The organism is Sphingobacterium sp. Ag1, from assembly GCF_000988325.1.
In the GTDB taxonomy this organism is placed as follows: Bacteria; Bacteroidota; Bacteroidia; order Sphingobacteriales; family Sphingobacteriaceae; genus Sphingobacterium.
The window spans coordinates 40,318-60,066 of record NZ_LBGU01000028.1; the positions used below are offsets into that span (position 1 = coordinate 40,318).

A 19,749-nucleotide genomic window follows, 5' to 3' on the forward strand; every position below is an offset into this window, starting at 1 on the left:
ATATTAGTCAATCACGGCCAATCGGTTAATCTTCTCCGACATAGATCAACGCTTGAACTCTCCTTTGAAGATCACCTGCTCCAGCCTGAAGTCGTCGTTAAAGACAATGATATTCGCTATGCTTCCCTGATTGAGGTTTCCAATATCCGTCCTTTTTAAAAGATTTGCGGGATACCGTGTTGCCATTCGGATCGCTTCATCAAGCGGTATACCCACCCTTTGCACAGCGTTTTTTACCCCCTCAAGCAAGGAGATTGCCGCTCCTGAAATGGTGCCATCAGGCAGGGAATAATAGCCATCGTTCAATACGTGATGATATATGTCTTTATCGCAGGCGGCTACAGCATCTGTAATCATAAACAGCCGCTCGGCCATCTGACGTTTCGCAATTTTTACGGCTTCAAAGCTTACGTGATGTCCGTCGACAATAATACTTGCTTGTGCAGTCGGATGATTAAAAATTGCGCCGACTAACCCGACTTCGCGATGATGTAACGGCGACATGGCATTAAACAGGTGGGTACTTGTTGGAATCCCCAGATCATAGCCATGGGTACCTTCCTCAAAAGTCGCATCACTATGCCCGGCACTGAGCAATAGATTATAGCCCTGCAAATGCTGTAAGATATCATCAGCGATACATTCTGGCGCAATGGTCATCATCTTGACAACCTGATTTCCGGACAAAAGATCGTCGATCTTTTCCTTTGTAGGCTCGATAATTAATTCCGCGGGATGCGCACCCCGTTTTTTAGGATTCAAAAAGGGACCTTCCAGATGCAATCCTAAAAATGCATCGTGCCGAAAGCCTTCTGCCACCCGAATGGCATCCTTAAATACGGGAATCGTATTGGTCGCTAAGGTCATCATAAAAGAAGTTGTGCCTTTACGGACCAAACCCTCAGCGATGCGTTCCAAAGATGCTACACTACGTTCGGCAGAATACAAGTCCGATCCGTCACCATACAATTGAAGGTCAATCAGCCCAGCACAAATATTAGACCCGCCGACTGGATAACTGGTATAATCTGCAGGCACCTCATCATCATGGACAATCGCTACAATTTTACCTTCGCTGATCAGCAATGCTCTTTGCTCCAAAATCGACTCACCAGTGTATATTTTGCCACCAATTAATGCTATCTTATTCATATAAATTCTATTTCATTACCAAGTTACCAAAATTCAAAAAAAACCTGTCACTTGCATAAGATTTTGTTTCGTAGGCTACAAGAAATCCGTTCAAAGTTTTTGATCTTTTCATTTTCACTTTCTAATTTACTGTTGTAACTTAGTTCCATGTACTTCTTTAGAAAGCGTAACGCCGATCGCCCCACAAATGGCAGCATAAAAGCTATGCATATTATTAATGCAACGGCCATTATTGTCTTTTTATTGGGCCTGATCTACAAAATATTTTTTACATCCTAAACACTGTTATCCATGTCAAAAAAAGAAATTTTAAATACCGACAAAGCTCCTGCTGCAATAGGACCATATAACCAGGCAATCAAAGCCGGTAATACATTATATGTCTCTGGACAAATTCCTCTGGTTCCCGAAACAATGGAATTAATTTCATCGGGTGTGAAAGACGAAGCGCATCAGGTACTAAAAAATGTAGAAGCTATCTTGACCAATGCGGGATATACTTTTGAAGATGTTGTCAAAGCTTCGATTTTCTTAAGTGATATGGGTAATTTTGCCTTAGTCAATGAAGTCTATGCCGAATATTTTAAGGAAGCGCAACCAGCGCGTGAGTGTGTTGCGGTAAAAACCCTTCCTAAGAACGTAAATGTCGAAATTTCGGTCATTGCCTGGAAAGATTAATCCGTGGAAAATAACAACGAAACAGCAAGCCGCGGAAAATATCTTTTCGCGGCTTTTTTGGCCCCTTTTATCTGGGGATTTATGTCTATCCCTGTACGCTGGATACGCGGCTATCCGGCGGAGGATATTCTCTATTTTAGAATAATAACTGCACTTCTAGTCCTTTGGATATACCTGCTGCTGTTTCGAAGAAAAACCTTTAAAGCTGATATTCTTAAGTTTCAGCTTCTACCTCGAGTGGGCAAGATCCGTCAAATTTGTCTTACCTTCCTCGCTTCGGCGTTAATCTTTGGCAACTGGTTTACTTATATCTATGCGGTCAACCATATTAGCATTCAGTCTGCGGCATTGGCTTACCTGACCTGCCCCCTGATCACGGCGGCGGGTGCCTATCTCATGCTCAAGGAGAAGCTAACGAACTGGCAAAAAACAGCGCTTTTTATTGCCTTTGGCAGCGTAAGCCTCCTTGCAAATGGCTCGCTTCATGATGTCCTATGGGCTATCACTATTGCCACCTGTTACGCTTTTTATCTGATCGTACAACGGGTATCTACGGGTTTCGATAAACTCAATCAATTGGCGGTCCAACTCAGTATATGTGCATTATTTGTGATCCCCAAACTAATCTATAATCATCATGCAATTCCTACAGACCCCATATTTTGGGGCACCATAGTTCTTATCGCATCGCTATTCACGATTATCCCCCTATTCCTGAGCATGTATGCACTCATTGGCATTTCATCAACAACGACTGGCGTTCTGCTCTATATTAATCCACTGATCGCTTTTACTTTGGCTGCAACCTATTTCGGAGAACCCGTTTCTCCAATCAAATATGTCGCTTACGGAATTATATTGGTTGCGATCATGCTATTTAATGCTGCAAACATCAAACAGGTTTTTGCAAGGCCATTACGCGGTTAAGCACAATGATTAACAATGCAATAGGAAACTTCATCCACATGGAATGGCCAGTTTCTAGCAGAAAACAATTATTTTATTCATATCCACCAACCAGCTAAAATCCGACAAAAAAAATGACAAAACACAAAATACACTGATTATCAAAATATTAAACACTAAAAACAGTTAAAGTGTATCATTTTTGTTTCATAAAATTTTTGATTTTTGCTCAACTATAGTAAATTAGATCTTTATTAAGGGAAATCATACCGCTCTTTTTTCTTATAACAGGTATTGAATAGCAAACACACTATTACAAATAATCACTTATTTTGCCCCCCGATTATTCAATATCTTCTCTTCTAACCAAAATGCTAAATGGAATTAGCCCATTTCATTAAAATTTCACCGTTATGAAAATATGTATATAAAAAACTGAATATAACACATATACTATATGAATAACAAATTATACTCTACATTAAGGGTGTTAGGTATTGTTCCAACAATACTTTTTTCAGCATCTTTATTGCACGCGCAAACCAGCCAAGTAAAGGGAACGGTTGTAGACGCTAAAACCAAAGCTCCTATTCCAGGTGCCACGATCAAAGTATTGGGCACTTCCAACGCAAGTTCTACGGATGTTAAAGGTGCATTCCAGATCAATGTCGATGACAAAAACCGCATATTAAACATCAGTACGGTCGGCTATGAAAACAAAACGGTAACACTTGGTCCCGGCGAAACGACAGTGACGGTAAGTCTGGACGAACAGACACAGCAACTGGAAAGTGTGGTCGTTACTGCTTTGGGTATTAGCCGTGCACAAAAATCATTAACATACTCTACACAACAGGTCAGTGGTGACGAATTAAACAAAGTTAAAAGCACCAACTTGGCGAATAATTTAAACGGTAAAGTTGCAGGTGTTAACATTGCTTCCAGCTCTTCTGGACCAGGTGGTTCAGCAAAAGTTATTTTGCGTGGTAACAAATCGGCTTCCGGTAACAATCAAGTGCTGTATGTTGTCGATGGTGTTCCAATCAACAATCAGACATTAGCAAGCCAGCCAGACAACGTTTTCGGCGGACAACGTGATGGTGGCGATCCTATTTCATTGATCAACCCAGAAGACATCGAAAATATCTCCGTATTAAAAGGAGCATCTGCGGCGGCATTATATGGTAGCCAAGCGGCCAACGGCGTTATCTTGGTAACAACGAAATCAGGTAAACAAGGCCGCACAACGATCAACTTCTCCTCAAGTGCACAGATCGAACAGGCTGTATCGACACCAAAATTCCAAAGCCAATATGGTCAAGGTTCGGGTGGCAAAAACAGTAACACCAGTGTATTTAGCTGGGGCGACAAAACCAATGGTGCCAACTATGATAATCTAGGTGAATTTTTCCGTACGGGTAGCAACTTCACCAATTCATTGACCTTGTCAGGTGGTAACGAGAAAAACCAAACGTATTTTTCTTATGCAAATACCCTTGCAAAAGGTATACTTCCAGAAAATGACCTGATGCGTCACAACTTCAATCTCAAGGAAAGTGCTTCATTCTTTGATAATAAGTTGACCGTTGAAGGAAGTGCCAATTACATTACCCAAAAATTAGATAATGCACCTACTTCAGGTTTCTATTATAATCCATTGGTTGGAACCTACCTATTACCTCGCAGCTTAAATATTGCGGATTATAAAAATTTCGAAACGTTCAACACAGGCCGTAATCTTTACGATCAAAACTGGTTTACACTTTCGGATGACGAAACTACCCAACAAAATCCTTGGTGGATTATGAACCGTAATTCTACACGTTCAACACGTAATCGTTTGCTCTTGAATGGTAGTGCGAAATACAAAATTGCACCTTGGATCAGCGTGCAGGCCCGCGGTAGTGTAGACCGTACCAGCGAAGTATGGGACCGGAAAGCTTATGCAGGCACGCAGCACATTTTAGCGCGTGAAAATGGAGCTTATAGCTATACCAATACCACGATCACCCAACAATACGGTGATTTAACGGCCAACATGAACTTTAATATTGGCGATAAATTACAAATCACAGGATTGGTTGGAACGAGTATCACCGACTGGAAAACAGAAGGTACAGATTTTACCAGCGGTAAAGATGGACTCAAAGTTCCCAATCAGTTCTTTATCCAAAATACGACAACTCCGGTCACTTCGACATTGTCTGCAAACCGAAGACAATTGCAATCGGTATTTGCATCGGCTAACTTAGCCTATGACAACTGGATTTATTTGGATCTGACTTCACGTTGGGATTGGTCGAGCACATTGGCCTATACACCGCAAAACCCATACGCTTATCCGTCGGTCGGTTTGGGTATCGTTTTGAACGACAAGCTTAATCTACCTGAATTTGTAAATATGGCCAAAATTCGGGGTTCATACGCAAAAGTCGGAAATGATCTTCCGCCTTACACCACCTTGCTTACCAACCGGGTAGACCCATATGCGGTACTAACGGTGAATGATATTGCCTTTTTGAAGGAATTAAAACCAGAAAAAACGGCTTCCTTGGAGATCGGTACGGAATGGCGCATGTGGAATAACCGTTTGAATGTGGATGTTACTTATTACAAAACAAACACCACCAATCAGTTTTTCAAAATTGCAGCTGGAAATGCATCCCTCAACAACATGTATGCAGTTAATGCCGGAGACATTCAAAATCAAGGGGTAGAAGCATTGGTATCATTGGATGCGATCAAAAATGATGACTTCAAATGGACAACCAGCCTCAACTTTACGTACAATAAAAACAAAATTGTAAAACTTGCTGACGGTATTTCTGAATTTACCCTAACAGGTGAGGGACGTAATAATTTTGCTTCTAAATTGCAAGTTGGTGGTTCTTTCGGAGACATCTATGGTCAAGATTTTATACGTGACGGCCAAGGAAGGATTCTTATTTCTGAGGACGGTATTCCGCAGAAAAACAACACCTATACCAAACTTGGGAATTCAAACCCAATTTGGCAAATGGGCTGGAACAACAGTTTCAATTATAAAAATTTCAACTTAAGCTTCCTGATCGATGGTAAATTTGACTACGAAGTGATGTCCGTGACACAAGCGTTGCTTGACGGTTACGGTGTCTCGAAAGCGAGTGGCGACGCCCGTGCCAATGGCGGTGTTAGCATCAATGGGGTTACACCAAGCGGTAAAGCCGTAACAACAGTGGACGCCGAAAAATGGTACACTTCCACGGCTGGTATGGGTCCGGTTAGCAGCCAATATATTTACGACGGAACGGTCGTGCGGTTGCGTGAATTGACTTTCGGTTATGACTTCAATATTAAAGACAGTTTCTTCAAAAAACTTCGCGTAAATGCTGTAGGAAGAAACCTATTCTATATTTCGAAAAAGGCTCCATTCGATCCTGAAGTAACGATGTCTACGGGTAATTCCTTAAGTGGTGTGGATATCTTTATGATGCCGGCAACACGTAACTATGGTCTTACACTAAATGCGACTTTCTAAACGACCAACAATGAAATATCCCTCGTTAAAAAACACATATATCGGTAAAAATGACGAGGATATTTTATATAGTCTTAAAATACAAACGATTAAAAGATGAAATTTAACATAAAAAACATATCCAAGTTCTCACTCGCTTTTTTAATGCTTGGCGGCACCTTAAGTAGTTGTACCAAGAATTTTGAGGACTATAACAAAAATAACATTGGCGTTACGGATGAGGATTTAAAAGGTGATGGCCAAGATCTTGTCATTTTCTTGCGAAATGCACAGATGTCTATTTACAATTTCTCGGGCGCGGGCGATCCCAATTCCTATCAGGTACAACAGAATTTAAATGCGGATGTATTTTCAGGTTTCTTCATGTCTCCTACTCCGTTTAATAGCGGGCAGAACAACCTGAATTACGCCATGGTAAACGGATGGAATGGAGAACCATTTAAAGTACTCTATTTGAATGTTATCAAATCTATTGAAAAGCTAAAAAGCAATGGACTTGCAGAGACTTACCCTGCATTATGGGGTTCGGCATTGGTGATCAAAGTAGAAGCTGCCAGCCGGGTGACAGATATCTATGGTCCTATTCCATATAGCAAAGTAGGCACCTCCAATACTGTTCCATACGACAAACAATCCGATGTATATGCTGCTTTCTTCAAAGAGCTCGATGAGGCTGTAACAGCATTGAAATCATACAAAGCGGATAGCCCAATGGCTGCTAAAATAGACCAGATCGATCTTGTATTTCCGAATACAGATAATCAGGTCAGATTTAAAAATTGGTTGAAAATTGCCAATTCATTACGTCTTCGCTTAGCGATGCGTTTGGTTAAAATCGATGCAACTTTAGCGAAAACACAAGCTGAAAAAGCATTGGATCCAGCAAATGGCGGTGTATTGGAAAGTAATAGCGAAAACTTCAAGATCACTGTACCAGCAGACGGAACCTACAGCAACCCACTTTGGTTTATTTCCAAAAATTGGGCTGACACGCGTATCAATGCGACACTTTCGTCTTATATGACAGGATTGAACGACCCTCGTATCTCTAAGTATATGTCTCCCGTCATTAAAGACGCAACAACAACAGCTTTCGCGGGAAAATATATCGGAATCCGTACAGGAGCAGACGGCATCGAAAAGGATAAATACCAAAAGCTATCAGCTTTGAATACCGAAGGTACAACGCCAACTTTCGTAGCGACAACAGCACCGATATTAATGACTGCTGCTGAGGTTTACTTCCTCCGTGCCGAAGCAGCATTGAGAGGTTGGAACAATGCTGGGGGAACAGCGCAATCACTTTATGAAAAAGGAGTGGAAACGTCCTTTACACAATGGGGTGTATCAGCTGGATTAAGCACTTATCTCAATGATAATACAAGTAAGGCAGCAGCTTACGAGGATCCTTTCAACGCGAAGAATAACGCAGCTTCACCTAGCGCACTGACCATCAAATGGAATGAGGGCGCTACCAACGAAGAAAAATTGGAACGTATCATTACGCAAAAATGGTTGGCGATCTTCCCTGAAGGACAAGAGGCCTGGAGTGAATTCCGCCGTACAGGATATCCGCGTCTATTCCCTGTTGTGGTCAACAATAGCGGTGGACTGATCGACACGAAAATACAGATTCGTCGTTTACCGTTCCCACAAAATGAATACAATACAAATGCAGCTGAAGTACAATCTGCAATCTCCTTGTTGGGCGGACCTGACAACGGCGGTACCAGACTTTGGTGGGATGTAAATAAGGGTAATTTCTAATCGAGAGATCATCCGGAATAAATTCTCAAACGGGGCTATTCAAAACTTGGATAGCCCCGTTCTTATATAATTTTTATACCCTATCCAACGCAAGCTCAGCTCCAAATCATACGAATATTGGAATGAGACAGTCAATACAAAAGCGCAGGAACTCACCAAGCTGCTTCAGTCTGTTCCCTGCACAAATATCGAAGAGTTTGAAATTATACAGCGTCCATATTATACTTATTACCTGGTACATTCATCGCTGAAAAACCAATTCGAAAAATTGCAGCTGGAGCTGGATCAGCTTCAAAATGAGCTTAATAAAGCCGCCGAACGTGATGGCATATTGATGTACGAAACCCAACGCCTGTCAATCCACCCCTGGGAAAAATCTGTCATAATGGTAAAGCGGCACTTCGCTTTGCCTACGAACTATCACTTGAGGAAACCAATGCCGAACTGCCCAAAAGGTACAAGGAACTAAAGGAGTTCTATAAAGACGTGACCTGCTCAAATCCAAACGATTGGACCAGTCATTTTCTACGCTCAGGCTGCTGTATGGAGAGGATTGCAGTCCACAAAACCATCCGATCAACCGAGATGATAGAAAAAATTGAGCTCTACAATCGTCTCATGGAAAACAAGCTCCGTCTGGAGAAAACGAATTGTCAAGGCGGCTGTCCAAATATGGCCAGACCAGTTCAATGCAAGGATGGCAAACCATTTGTAGAAGTATATAAATCTTAAAAATTAAATTTTTCGTAATTTAGCCATTCAAGAAGAATGGCTGAATTAAGTTTAATTACCCCCATAGAATACCTCAAAGGTGTAGGCCCACAAAAGGCAGATGTACTCAAAAAGGAGCTACAGGTATTTACCATTGGTGATCTATTGACACAGTACCCTTTCCGTTATATCGACCGTACGGAGTTCCATAAAATCCGGAAACTTCATCCCGATATGATGGCCGCACAGGTCTTGGGCCGCCTGGTTTCTTTACAGCTCGTGGGCGAGAAAAGAACGAAACGGCTTGTCGGCTCATTCAAAGATGAAACCGGCTCCATGGAACTGGTCTGGTTTCAGTCCATCCCATGGCTTCAGAAATCTTTGAAAGTCGGTTCCGCATATATTATTTATGGCAAACCGAGCGAATTCAATGGACAATTATCCATTACCCATCCCGAAATGGATCTGTATAACCCGCAGGTAAAACAGATCGGCAATATGAGCTTACAGCCGGTTTATTCATCGACAGAAAAACTCAAAAAGTTTAATCTGGATACCAAGGGAATCCAACGCTTACAACAGACTGCATTGGAAACCGTATTCCGTAGTATTGACGAATCGCTTCCCCAGGATGTGCTTGCTAAACATGGTCTCATTTCCAGGCAACAGGCTTTCGCTTCCATCCATTTTCCAAGCGATCACAAGGAGCTGAACCAGGCCATCAAACGCATCAAATTTGAAGAGCTATTTTTTATTCAGCTGAAGCTGCTCAACAACAAGCAGCTCAACACACAGAAATTTAGAGGCCAGCGGTTCAATAAAGTCGGTGAAAAATTCAACACGTTCTTTAACGAGCGCCTTCCATTTCCTTTAACAGGAGCGCAGAAACGCGTTGTAAAGGAAATCCGCATAGATACCAATACAGGTGCACAGATGAACCGCCTGGTACAGGGCGATGTAGGTTCCGGGAAAACAGTTGTTGCCCTTATGAGCATGCTGCTTGCTGTCGACAATGGATTTCAGGCCTGTATGATGGCTCCTACAGAAATCCTGGCGACACAGCATTATCATGGACTAAAGCAGCTCGTGGGCGATGACATCGTCAATATCAAGCTACTTACAGGATCCACGAGCACAAAGGAACGCCGTTTGATCCACCAGGCACTGGAAGATGGCAGCTTAGATATTTTAATTGGCACCCACGCCCTGATCGAGGATAAGGTACAGTTCAAGAACCTGGGCTTCGTTGTTATTGACGAACAACACCGCTTTGGCGTGGAACAACGGGCCAAACTCTGGCGCAAGAATGTCATCCCACCACACATGTTGGTCATGACAGCGACGCCAATTCCACGGACATTAGCCATGACCATGTACGGTGACTTGGACATTTCCGTGATAGACGAATTACCTGCTGGTCGTAAACCGATTAAGACTGTTCACTTTTTTGAAAGCTCCCGTTTACGGATGTTTGGTTTTATGCGCGAGGAGATCGCCAAGGGCAGACAGGTCTACGTGGTATATCCCCTCATCAAGGAGAGCGAAAAACTGGACCTGATCTACCTTGAAGCAGGTTTGGAGAACTTACAGCGTGAATTTCCATTACCACAATACAAGATCAGTATCGTTCACGGCAAAATGCCTGTAAAAGATAAAGATTTTGAGATGCAACGCTTTGTCAAACATGAAACGCAGATTATGGTTGCCACCACCGTTATCGAGGTCGGCGTCAATGTTCCGAATGCATCGGTGATGGTCATCGAAAATTCCGAACGTTTTGGATTATCCCAGCTGCACCAATTGCGCGGCCGTGTAGGCCGTGGTGCTGAACAATCTTTTTGTATCCTGATGTCGGGCAATAAGCTGAGCAAAGAAGGACGATTAAGGCTGGATACCATGGTACGTACCAATGACGGCTTTGAAATTGCAGAAGTGGATCTGCAGCTCCGTGGGCCGGGCGATATATCCGGCACACAGCAGTCTGGTGTTCTTGATCTCAAGATGGCGAACCTGGCTACCGATCAGGCATTGCTTACCGAATGCCGCAACACGGTCATTGCTATCTTCAAAGAAGATCCAACGCTACAAAGCGAAAAGAATCATTTGCTCCGAAGCTTCCTCGCCAGAAAATCAGATGGCATTGCCTGGGATAAGATTTCTTAATCGCATGTCATTTTCGAAATAAAAAACGGGGCCAGCAAATAAATCAACAACGTGTTTAAGTGAATAAACAGAGCACAGTGGAATCTAAAGGCCGCTCGTCAACATAAATAGGATACGAATTGTTGTTAATTAGCTCTTGAAGACAATTTATCTTTTTTGTATATAAAACCAAATTTATTTACTTTTGCATCATTATGAACATGATATAGAAAAATATCCCTTCTTTTACTAGGCAAAAGATGGCGACCGAACGCTTACATATTTTGAGTTGCCCTGGTAAGCAAATCACAGGAAATTTATTGGTTAATGGAGAATTATGTCATAATCGGCATCAGTCTTGTGTGGTGTACAAACGCATAAATTCTTAAATTTACCTTTTCAAACAAAAACCGGGCTTACAAGCTCATTGAAAATAATTTAAAAAGTGAACGTATAACAAGAGGTAGGCAATAGCATACATTGCAAAGCTTAATGACCTCCCTACTTCACTTGAAAGACTTAATAGTACAAAATGGCCAGAATTAAAATACACGATACAGCAATAAAACCCGAAACAGCCGTCTTGGTGAGTGTGATCACGCCAAGTGTGACGGAGACAAAAGCAAAGGAATATTTGGAGGAACTTGAATTTTTGGTACAGACTGCCGGTGGCGAGACCAAAGGCATGTTTACACAGAAACTGGGCTTCCCAGATCGCGCTACATTTGTCGGCAGTGGAAAGCTGGAAGAAATAAAAGCATACGTTGAAGCGGAGGAAATTGACATCGTTGTTTTCGACGATGAGCTTTCACCTTCGCAGCTGCGTAATATTGAGAAAGAATTGAAACGCAAGATATTGGACCGCTCCAACCTTATCCTGGACATCTTTGCCCGACATGCCAAAACTGCTCAGGCAAAGACACAGGTTGAATTGGCACAGCTGCAATATCTATTACCACGTCTGACCCGTATGTGGACCCACTTGGAACGTCAGCGCGGGGGTATTGGTATGCGTGGTCCGGGTGAGTCACAGATCGAGACCGATAGACGGATCATCCTGGACAAGATTTCCCTGTTCAAAGAACGCCTAAAAGCAATCGACAAGCAAAACGAGACACAACGAAAAAACCGTGGCGAGATGATCCGTGTAGCTTTGGTAGGTTACACCAATGTCGGAAAATCAACGATCATGAATATGATCTCCAAGTCTGATGTACTGATCGAGAATAAACTTTTCGCAACATTGGATACGACGGTACGTAAAGTTGTGATCGACAACCTTCCTTTTTTGCTTTCAGACACCGTTGGTTTTATCCGCAAACTGCCACACCACCTGGTGGAATGTTTCAAATCCACATTGGATGAGGTTCGGGAAGCCGATGTCCTGATCCATGTGGTCGACATTTCGCATCCGAATTTTGAGGATCATATCCAGGCAGTAAACGAAACATTGAAGGACCTTAAAGCACTTGACAAACCGGTGATTACAGTGTTCAACAAAATTGACCTTTATAAACCGGCCGTCGAAGAAGGACACGACGGTGAGGAAATCGAGGTCACGTTGGATGATTTTCGTAATTCCTGGATGGCAAAAAATTCTGATCCAGCAATCTTTCTATCAGCAACGAATAAAACGAATATCGAAGAGTTCAAACAAAAACTTTACGATATTATTGTGAAAATGCACAATGAACGCTACCCTTACAATAACTTATTGTATTAATTTTGACAAACAATGCCGTGAACGGACCTTATGTCCGTTCACAGTTTAATAAAATACGAAATGAACAAAGAGGTACAGTTTCAAGATTGGGGCCTTGTCGATTATCAGGAAGCCTGGGACAGACAAGAATCCATCTTTAAGGGCGTATTGGACATCAAACATGACAACAGAGTCAATGCAACAGCAACAAATACCCCAAATTACTTGATCTTCACAGCACATCCCCATGTTTACACCTTAGGGAAAAGCGGGCACGAGGAATACCTATTACTGGATGAGAAAGGACTGGAAGAGAAAGAGGCCAAATTCTACAAGATCAACCGTGGTGGCGACATTACCTATCATGGTCCAGGACAGATTGTCGGTTATCCGATACTGGATCTCGACAACTTCTTTACGGATATCCATTTGTATCTGCGTACACTGGAAGAAGCTATCATATTGACCTGTGCGGATTATGGTATCGAAGCAGGGAGATATCCCGGGTTTACGGGAGTATGGATAGAACCGGATAAACCAACTGCACGCAAGATCTGTGCAATGGGCGTGCGTGCTTCACGCTGGGTGACCATGCATGGCTTTGCATTCAATGTCAATACAGATCTTGATTATTTCGGCAACATCATTCCTTGCGGCATTGACGATAAGGATGTAACGTCTTTAAAACGGGAGCTTGGCAAAGAAGTTGATATGGAAGACGTGAAAGGGAAACTTAAAGGCCATATTGCCCAACTCTTTGAAATGCAAATAGTGTAATTTAAGTTTTCAATAACATACAAAGGCCCTTTGAAAGCGGAATTTAATCTCCTTTCAAAGGGCCTTACTTTTTTGAGCATCCCTGTTCCTCCTGGTTAATCCCCCTACTAAAGACACAAACGAGGGACATTTTCAGGCACTTGGAGGTCTTTACGCGACCCCGACGCTATTTCCGAATATCAACAATAATACATACACTCATAGCTGGCCAGTCTTCCATCAACAAATCTGAAAATAAATAATCCTGCATCGCCATTTTGAATATAGAAAGTATGTGGCGTTGAAATCCAGTCTGCCGAAAGCAGTTCACCAAAGTGGTTTACAAAGTCTCTTTCTGCATAATTGGCATCCATCCGCTGGTTACCCAACACAATAGCTTCACCCGCACTAAAAAATAGCTTATACAAGGTTCCGACCACTTTGCCTTTATAATTTTCTTCAAAGGCAACGATCATATTCGGTGTTTTATAATAATACCGCGGCTCCCAGCCACATTCGGGCATATCGGGGATTTCGGTAACCCGCTGCAGCGCCAGTTGCTTCATTTGTCCATCTGTGATTTTACCATCAAATAAAGACACTCCTTTCCATTCGAAATGGAAGTTTAAGGCCTTCAGTTTCTTTGCGTACACCTCGGACTGGAACTCATGTTGAAATTTATCGGCCAATAACAGTTCAAAATCGATATCAACCTTGGGGTCCACTTTTCCCGCTTTGTCGTAAGATTCCTTCCAATAGGTAAGCGCCTGTTTTAACTTAGAATACTTCGTCCAGCCGATTTCACGTAGACGGCCTGCCTGTATCAGTTCTTCCTCCTGGTTCTTCCCTTTGACAGCCAAATATTCTTTAAGGACCTTGTCATAGCTTAACTCAGCACCCAAAAATTTCATCTGAATGTACTCCGGATTTTCATGGAAGTGGTCTCCGATGTAGACCCATCCATCTGTGTAGAGCGGCACATAATCGATACATACCATTTCATTGAGCCCCGTCCTACGCACAGCGGTACTTGTGGTATTGGGTGCCTTACGCACGCGCAATTGCGAGACCTGTACATAGAAATGTGGGCATTGAGCGCCTTCGGTTCCGCGATAGAAATATTGTTGCGGTTCTCCGGCAGACCTTTTCCCATCCATAGCACTTTTCAACGGCTGACGGTCGATAAAACCGATATCCCCATTACTCACCTGCACTTTGTACTGCGTATTGGTGGAGTCCAACAGATACACTGGTGCCTCTGTCGGAAAAACTCCCAAGAGGTCTTTATTATTTCCTGCTTCACGGAAAAGGTGCCCCCATGTTGAGGTATAAAGTGGCCGTTGACCCGCTGGCTGTGCTACTGCGTGATGCACAAACCAACTAACAAAAAAGCAGAGTATGAGTAATCCTTTTTTTGGCATAAAATTAATTCTTTGAATACATGACTATTGGTCGCTCCATTGCGATCAAAAGCAGGGCACGAGACATCTATAAATGCAATAGAAACTTTTCCTGGCTACCGGTCAAACACGCACCGTTGCAATAACGAAATTAAAACAAAAAGGAGGCCAATGAAATCACCGGAATCAGGTATTTTTTTGGGCAGGAGATTGTTTGGTTTCTAAACTACGCAGTGTGGCTATTTGCGCTGCAGTAAACTCACCTGTCCTTCCAATGAGAGGATTGTTTTTTCCTGTGCCTTGACCGTTTGCTCTAAGGCATTAACCAGCTGCTTATAAATTCCGAGGCCTTCGGCAGTGGCAGGAGCTGTTTCGGCTGGTTGCGCACCGAGCGTCCCCTTCTCATCCTTTCGCATCATAGTCCCTTCACCCATGAGCAACCAGGCTGGACTAATGTCAGGATGTTTGGACAGTATAGCCACCATAGCATCTGAACTGAGTGCAGTATTTTTCTGCCCTCCCTTAAAGTTTGCATAGGAAAGTTGCACATCTTTGAAAAATTCGGTTTTACTGATGCCTTTGGTTTCAGCGATCAGCAGCACACGTTCCTTTACATTCACTTATAGCTTTTTTAAATGTTGGCTGTTTATTTATTTCTTAACGATTTTATTTCTTGCTCTTGAATCGACAATAATCGCTCCAACGAAATAATTGTCTTCTCCTGAGATTTAATTGTGATATTTTGTGACGATATAACCTGTCTTAAGGAGTTGACAACGGCATTACTAACGCCCTCAATTTCATTTGTCACATAACCCTCCTTTTCTTCTTCCTGAGCAAGAACGGGCTTTAGCATCTCACCTTCGCCTTTTAACAACCATTCGGAAGAATATGCAGGATATTTTTCAACAATACTAACTAACCATTTCGCCTGTACATCTGTATTGTTGGTTAAGGCACGTGTAAATACGCCTCTACTCGCTCCAACGGCAGTTTCAAAGGCTGTCACGCTCAGTCCTTCTCTATCTGCAATAACTTTAATTCTCGTTAAAAAAGAACTCATAATCAATAATTATCAATATAAAATTTGATTAATTGAAAATTAGTGTTTAAATTAGCTTAACTATTGATAATTATAAACACATCATTCACCAAAAACTAACAAATGAAACCAACAAGGCTATAGATCAGTGCACAGATCGTAATGAGCCCTAGCAGCAGTTTCATCAACTTTAAAACATATAATCTGATGAAAAATACGCAAAAGAAACTAAAAGCGAAACATTTTCGCTATTTAAGCCAAGAATACATCGACGATCCGATGAAATATCTCGAGGATTTTTTCGTAAATGGTACAAGAATCGACTATTGGCTCAGGGATGTAAACCTCTTGATCAATATCGCCACGAATCACCAAATGGCAAGTCCCACATGTATCAACAATTATTACATCAAGGAACTCATACAACAGGTCGAAATTGCTTACATCATTTTCAAAAAATGCAACATCCAAATTATAGAGAATCCGCTATTCTTTTTTTCTAAAAAAGCAGATTATTGGAAGTATACTATTGACGGCATTTACACAAACAATGGAATTGAGTCTTCAACAGATAGTATTGCTCGCTTTTTCTCTTATAAAACCCTGCGCCAATGGTACGAGGTATTGGACGATCTATGGATAAAAACCGGTAATGCTGACGACGAATTCATGAGTAACCAGGCCGATGAAATATTAGCTATTTTGGAGCTCATTCAGAGACTAGCAGTTTCACTTGACAAAATCAGGGAAAGTGGAACTCTTCCAGGCACAAAGGATTCCAAAGAGAATCTTAAAGTTAAATCCAAGAATCAACGCATTGAACAAATCGGAGATTCAAAAGATAGCGATATCACCATAACAGAGCATAAGAAAAACCCTGATTTTTATCCTAAAAAGCAAGTTAAAATCCCTTTGTGGTTAGCTCCACAAGCCTTTTCAATGGAAGCTATTCAGTCGTTCTTTATCCATAATTGTCTTGACGGTTGGAGAGAATACATTAAATATTGGCACAGGGCAGCAATCACAGAAAATTGCTCCTGGTCTGCGGGCAGTAATTATAGTAGTTCAACGTTGCTATTCACTTATTCCTGCATATATTCTCTATTGGAGATGTTTCGCAATGAAGCTGATCTTCGAAAAATAACATGTACCGTCCAAGATCCAAAACAGCAAATAATCCTCCGTTACCCTCATTCTATCCTTATCAAACATAAGGAGGAAAAATACACTTTAAACTATACAAGCACTGAACAACTCGAGGACTCGTTTCTTTCTATTGCCAATCTGATCAATCAGCATGCAGAGATCGAATGGAATGAGATTTTATACGACTGGCTAGAATATGGATTGTCTAAAGAAGCTTACTCCAATGCAGAGTTTTCGAATCAAACACTATGTATCCATGATCGATTAATTAATATCATTGAACTTGCGTACCTACTTGCTTATAAAGATGAAATTGAAATACTTGATACTGCTTTCCAGCACTAAAAACACGAGAAACTAAAAACCAATTTTACATCAATAACCCCTATTATGAACACCGATATTAACCCTATTGTCGAGGCAATCCTTCGTGCTGTTGCTGTCGATGAAATCTATCAATGGACTTTTGACCACGCTGGTAAAAAGCATCAGATGCTACAGGTCAATCTTACGTCAAATGCCGGAATTCGATTTTCCGATGCCAACAGTCTGATAAACAAAACTGTTGGCTCCTATCCCAATGTATATATCAATGTGAACTTCACGCACGAAATACAACAAAAAGTGGATCAAGGTTTAGGCCGGGCCTATCTTATTTGCCAACCTGAAAACCGCATTTATCAGAATCCTGTGCAAGAGATTCCCCTTATCTTACCAAATAATAAAAGTGACGAAGTCATCGAAAAAACACGGACATATATTGAAAAGGAAAAGAGCAAGATTCGATCTTTTATTGATGGCTACAATTTCTATTTTGAGCATAAAAATTATGCACACGCAGCATTCATGCTACATCAAGCTTTAGAACTTGCATTTCGAACAGCCGAAAATATTCTTGTTGTTGAGGATAAGAAGTCCCATTCCTTAAAAAACCATATAAACTATCTCAGAGCTTTCGACGATCGCCTCGGCACACTAGCCGATAATAACGAAAAAAAACAAGCTTTGGAGAAAATTAACAAGGCTTACATCGACTATCGATATCACTTTGATTATTTTATCGATGAAGATGTATTAGAAACAGCCTATCAGATTGCGATCAATACATTAAACTGGATATACGATTATTCCAATCTTCTCTATGAAGAAATTAAGGTAAAACTTACCATTCTCCCGAGTTGCAATAAAGAGATTGAAAATTACAAAACAAACGATGATATATACAAACAAACCTATTGTAACTCCAACTATCAGGATCTTATTCTTAATGCAATTGAATGTTATTGTACACCTGCTTTGGTTGCTTGTTTTGGTTATGACTCTGATTATCACAGATACCATAATGCGCTCCAAAGAACCAAAAAGGACCATATCACCCATTCCTACTATATTTTTGTTGCTTATGAGACTTTAAATGGCGAACTCAATAATTTATCACAACTCATTGCGGATATGCTCCCCAACAATGTGTCGCTCACGCTGACCCTGGAAAACTCAGCCGTTTTCAGCAAACAGTTTTCAAAGGGTCATCCCTTTTTTCTTTCACTCCTGAAAGCAGGTGACATCTGGTTGCAAAATACATCCATGGCCAATATCGATCTGGAAAGCATCGTTGCCCCACAGCTAAATCTAGATTATGTACGTCAACAATGGAACACGCGCTATAATAATGCGCGCACATTATACTTGCCTTATGAGGAAGACTGCTCGGCAATAAGCATCGAGGCCGTATATTTTATGCTATCTCAAGCGCTGGAACAAGTTTGTCTTGGTGTAATCAATACCGTACTTCAATACAAACCGCAACGGGTCAACCTTACTTTCCTCATGCAACTCTGCAAATTGTTAGTTCCTGATGCCTACTTCATTTTTTGCTTGGATCATCAAGATCAGCTTAACGCCTTCAAAAACATTACGGAAGCACAGCAGGAATTTAGATATAATGCAAATTATAAAGGAAATCCACTAACAATTATAGAATTGCAAAAACGCACAAAAACGTTTATAGAAAGGTGTAACCAAGAGATGGAGAGCTATTTCGAGAAAATTTCTAGCCAACAGCTGGTCGAACAAGTTGAATAGAAGGCCGATTATGAAGGAATAAACCAATTATAATTATGTCAAATAATTTGCAAATAATCGGGATTATTCCGATTGCTATATAAATATTTAACAAAGCGGTCAAGCAAGGGCCCGAATATCTTTAATTTCCAATATATTCTTAACGTCATCGCGTTCCACGGCATGTATCATGGCACGTCCGACTTCATGTAGGGAAAGTACTGCTGAAGGGGCAAAAAATTTGATTATTTTGGCCACAAAAGCAAAGGGATTGGCATGCTTTTGCCCTGCAACAGTCGTCATTGCTCCTGGTCTAAAGTTATACTCCTTTTTGAACGGCAATTTGGCAAGATCATTCTCTGTTTTACCCTTCACCCTAGCCCACATCACTTTGCCTTGCTCCGTACTATCGGTGCTTCCTCCAGAAACATAAATAAAACTGATCTCCGAATTGATTTCCAACAGGGACTTTGCAAAAGCTAGTGTTGTATCATAAGTAATATACCGGTACTTGTCTTCTTTCATTCCCACAGAACTCACGCCAGCACAGTAGAAGCAGGCATCATAGCCCGCAATCGCATCTCTAAATAGCGAAAGTTTAGTAAAGTCTTCTACCAAAAGTTCCTTTAATTTTGGATGCTGAATGGCAGCCGTCCGGCGGGAAATGCTCAGCACGGCTGTTACCTTTTCATTTTGTAGGCATTCCAGCAAAACGCCTTCGCCAACCATTCCGGTAGCTCCTGTTATAATTACCTTCATATTTCAGCAT

General features: G+C 41.5%; 15 protein-coding genes. 10 read left to right on the forward strand and 5 right to left on the reverse strand.

Annotated features, from left to right (window positions below; all coding sequences use genetic code 11):
• Nucleotides 1-45: 45 nt before the first annotated feature.
• Nucleotides 46-1,152, reverse strand: coding sequence for an N-acetylglucosamine-6-phosphate deacetylase (nagA, locus tag AAW12_RS05830; RefSeq protein ID WP_046672669.1), 1,107 nt, complete (start codon nt 1,150-1,152; stop codon nt 46-48).
• Nucleotides 1,153-1,299: 147 nt separating this feature from the next.
• Here nagA and AAW12_RS26770 point away from each other — a divergent pair, with 147 nt between their 5' ends.
• The 8 genes from AAW12_RS26770 (at nt 1,300) to lipB (ending at nt 13,352) form a co-directional block, all read left to right on the forward strand.
• Nucleotides 1,300-1,431: a DUF6728 family protein gene (locus AAW12_RS26770; RefSeq protein ID WP_312128511.1), complete on the forward strand. Its 132-nt coding sequence runs from the start codon at nt 1,300-1,302 to the stop codon at nt 1,429-1,431.
• Nucleotides 1,432-1,443: 12 nt separating this feature from the next.
• The gene (locus AAW12_RS05835) at nt 1,444-1,830 is read left to right on the forward strand and encodes a RidA family protein (protein ID WP_046672670.1); all 387 of its coding nucleotides are present in this window, start codon (nt 1,444-1,446) and stop codon (nt 1,828-1,830) included.
• 3 nt (nt 1,831-1,833) lie between these two features.
• The gene (locus AAW12_RS05840) at nt 1,834-2,757 is read left to right on the forward strand and encodes an EamA family transporter (RefSeq protein WP_046672671.1); all 924 of its coding nucleotides are present in this window, start codon (nt 1,834-1,836) and stop codon (nt 2,755-2,757) included.
• 436 nt (nt 2,758-3,193) lie between these two features.
• Nucleotides 3,194-6,253: a SusC/RagA family TonB-linked outer membrane protein gene (locus AAW12_RS05845; RefSeq protein ID WP_046672672.1), complete on the forward strand. Its 3,060-nt coding sequence runs from the start codon at nt 3,194-3,196 to the stop codon at nt 6,251-6,253.
• A gap of 96 nt (nt 6,254-6,349) precedes the next feature.
• Nucleotides 6,350-8,020: a RagB/SusD family nutrient uptake outer membrane protein gene (locus AAW12_RS05850; RefSeq protein WP_046672673.1), complete on the forward strand. Its 1,671-nt coding sequence runs from the start codon at nt 6,350-6,352 to the stop codon at nt 8,018-8,020.
• Between the two features lie 768 nt (nt 8,021-8,788).
• Nucleotides 8,789-10,894: an ATP-dependent DNA helicase RecG gene (recG, locus tag AAW12_RS05860; RefSeq protein ID WP_046672675.1), complete on the forward strand. Its 2,106-nt coding sequence runs from the start codon at nt 8,789-8,791 to the stop codon at nt 10,892-10,894.
• A 511-nt stretch (nt 10,895-11,405) separates the two neighbouring features.
• The gene (gene hflX / locus AAW12_RS05865; protein WP_046672676.1) at nt 11,406-12,596 is read left to right on the forward strand and encodes a GTPase HflX; all 1,191 of its coding nucleotides are present in this window, start codon (nt 11,406-11,408) and stop codon (nt 12,594-12,596) included.
• A gap of 60 nt (nt 12,597-12,656) precedes the next feature.
• The gene (gene lipB, locus AAW12_RS05870; RefSeq protein WP_046672677.1) at nt 12,657-13,352 is read left to right on the forward strand and encodes a lipoyl(octanoyl) transferase LipB; all 696 of its coding nucleotides are present in this window, start codon (nt 12,657-12,659) and stop codon (nt 13,350-13,352) included.
• A 179-nt stretch (nt 13,353-13,531) separates the two neighbouring features.
• Here lipB and AAW12_RS05875 read toward each other — a convergent pair whose 3' ends face one another.
• From AAW12_RS05875 to AAW12_RS25345, 3 genes are all read right to left on the reverse strand, one after another.
• Nucleotides 13,532-14,752, reverse strand: coding sequence for a hypothetical protein (locus tag AAW12_RS05875; RefSeq protein WP_046672678.1), 1,221 nt, complete (start codon nt 14,750-14,752; stop codon nt 13,532-13,534).
• A 218-nt stretch (nt 14,753-14,970) separates the two neighbouring features.
• Nucleotides 14,971-15,351: a hypothetical protein gene (locus AAW12_RS05880; RefSeq protein ID WP_046672679.1), complete on the reverse strand. Its 381-nt coding sequence runs from the start codon at nt 15,349-15,351 to the stop codon at nt 14,971-14,973.
• A 26-nt stretch (nt 15,352-15,377) separates the two neighbouring features.
• Nucleotides 15,378-15,794, reverse strand: coding sequence for a hypothetical protein (locus AAW12_RS25345; protein WP_053003538.1), 417 nt, complete (start codon nt 15,792-15,794; stop codon nt 15,378-15,380).
• 186 nt (nt 15,795-15,980) lie between these two features.
• On the opposite strand from AAW12_RS25345, the gene AAW12_RS05890 reads away from it, so the two are divergent.
• Nucleotides 15,981-17,264, forward strand: a complete 1,284-nt coding sequence (locus AAW12_RS05890; RefSeq protein WP_046672680.1) for a hypothetical protein — start codon at nt 15,981-15,983, stop codon at nt 17,262-17,264.
• Between the two features lie 45 nt (nt 17,265-17,309).
• Complete coding sequence (locus AAW12_RS05895; RefSeq protein WP_046672681.1) at nt 17,310-19,001, forward strand: HEPN domain-containing protein; 1,692 nt, start codon at nt 17,310-17,312, stop codon at nt 18,999-19,001.
• A gap of 99 nt (nt 19,002-19,100) precedes the next feature.
• On the opposite strand, the gene AAW12_RS05900 is transcribed toward AAW12_RS05895, so the two are convergent.
• On the reverse strand, nt 19,101-19,739 hold the full coding sequence (locus AAW12_RS05900; protein WP_046672682.1) for an NAD-dependent epimerase/dehydratase family protein: 639 nt from the start codon (nt 19,737-19,739) through the stop codon (nt 19,101-19,103).
• Nucleotides 19,740-19,749: the final 10 nt, after the last annotated feature.

Bases quoted from the DNA above. Each gene is read 5' to 3' on its own strand.
- AAW12_RS05850 (WP_046672673.1), top strand. From the start codon at position 6,350: ATGAAATTTAACATAAAAAACATATCCAAGTTCTCACTCGCTTTTTTA.
- lipB (WP_046672677.1), top strand. From the start codon at position 12,657: ATGAACAAAGAGGTACAGTTTCAAGATTGGGGCCTTGTCGATTATCAG.
- AAW12_RS05900 (WP_046672682.1), bottom strand. From the start codon at position 19,739: ATGAAGGTAATTATAACAGGAGCTACCGGAATGGTTGGCGAAGGCGTT.
- AAW12_RS05835 (WP_046672670.1), top strand. From the start codon at position 1,444: ATGTCAAAAAAAGAAATTTTAAATACCGACAAAGCTCCTGCTGCAATA.
- AAW12_RS25345 (WP_053003538.1), bottom strand. From the start codon at position 15,794: ATGAGTTCTTTTTTAACGAGAATTAAAGTTATTGCAGATAGAGAAGGA.
- AAW12_RS05895 (WP_046672681.1), top strand. From the start codon at position 17,310: ATGAACACCGATATTAACCCTATTGTCGAGGCAATCCTTCGTGCTGTT.
- nagA (WP_046672669.1), bottom strand. From the start codon at position 1,152: ATGAATAAGATAGCATTAATTGGTGGCAAAATATACACTGGTGAGTCG.
- hflX (WP_046672676.1), top strand. From the start codon at position 11,406: ATGGCCAGAATTAAAATACACGATACAGCAATAAAACCCGAAACAGCC.
- AAW12_RS26770 (WP_312128511.1), top strand. From the start codon at position 1,300: ATGTACTTCTTTAGAAAGCGTAACGCCGATCGCCCCACAAATGGCAGC.
- AAW12_RS05890 (WP_046672680.1), top strand. From the start codon at position 15,981: ATGAAAAATACGCAAAAGAAACTAAAAGCGAAACATTTTCGCTATTTA.
- AAW12_RS05845 (WP_046672672.1), top strand. From the start codon at position 3,194: ATGAATAACAAATTATACTCTACATTAAGGGTGTTAGGTATTGTTCCA.
- recG (WP_046672675.1), top strand. From the start codon at position 8,789: ATGGCTGAATTAAGTTTAATTACCCCCATAGAATACCTCAAAGGTGTA.
- AAW12_RS05875 (WP_046672678.1), bottom strand. From the start codon at position 14,752: ATGCCAAAAAAAGGATTACTCATACTCTGCTTTTTTGTTAGTTGGTTT.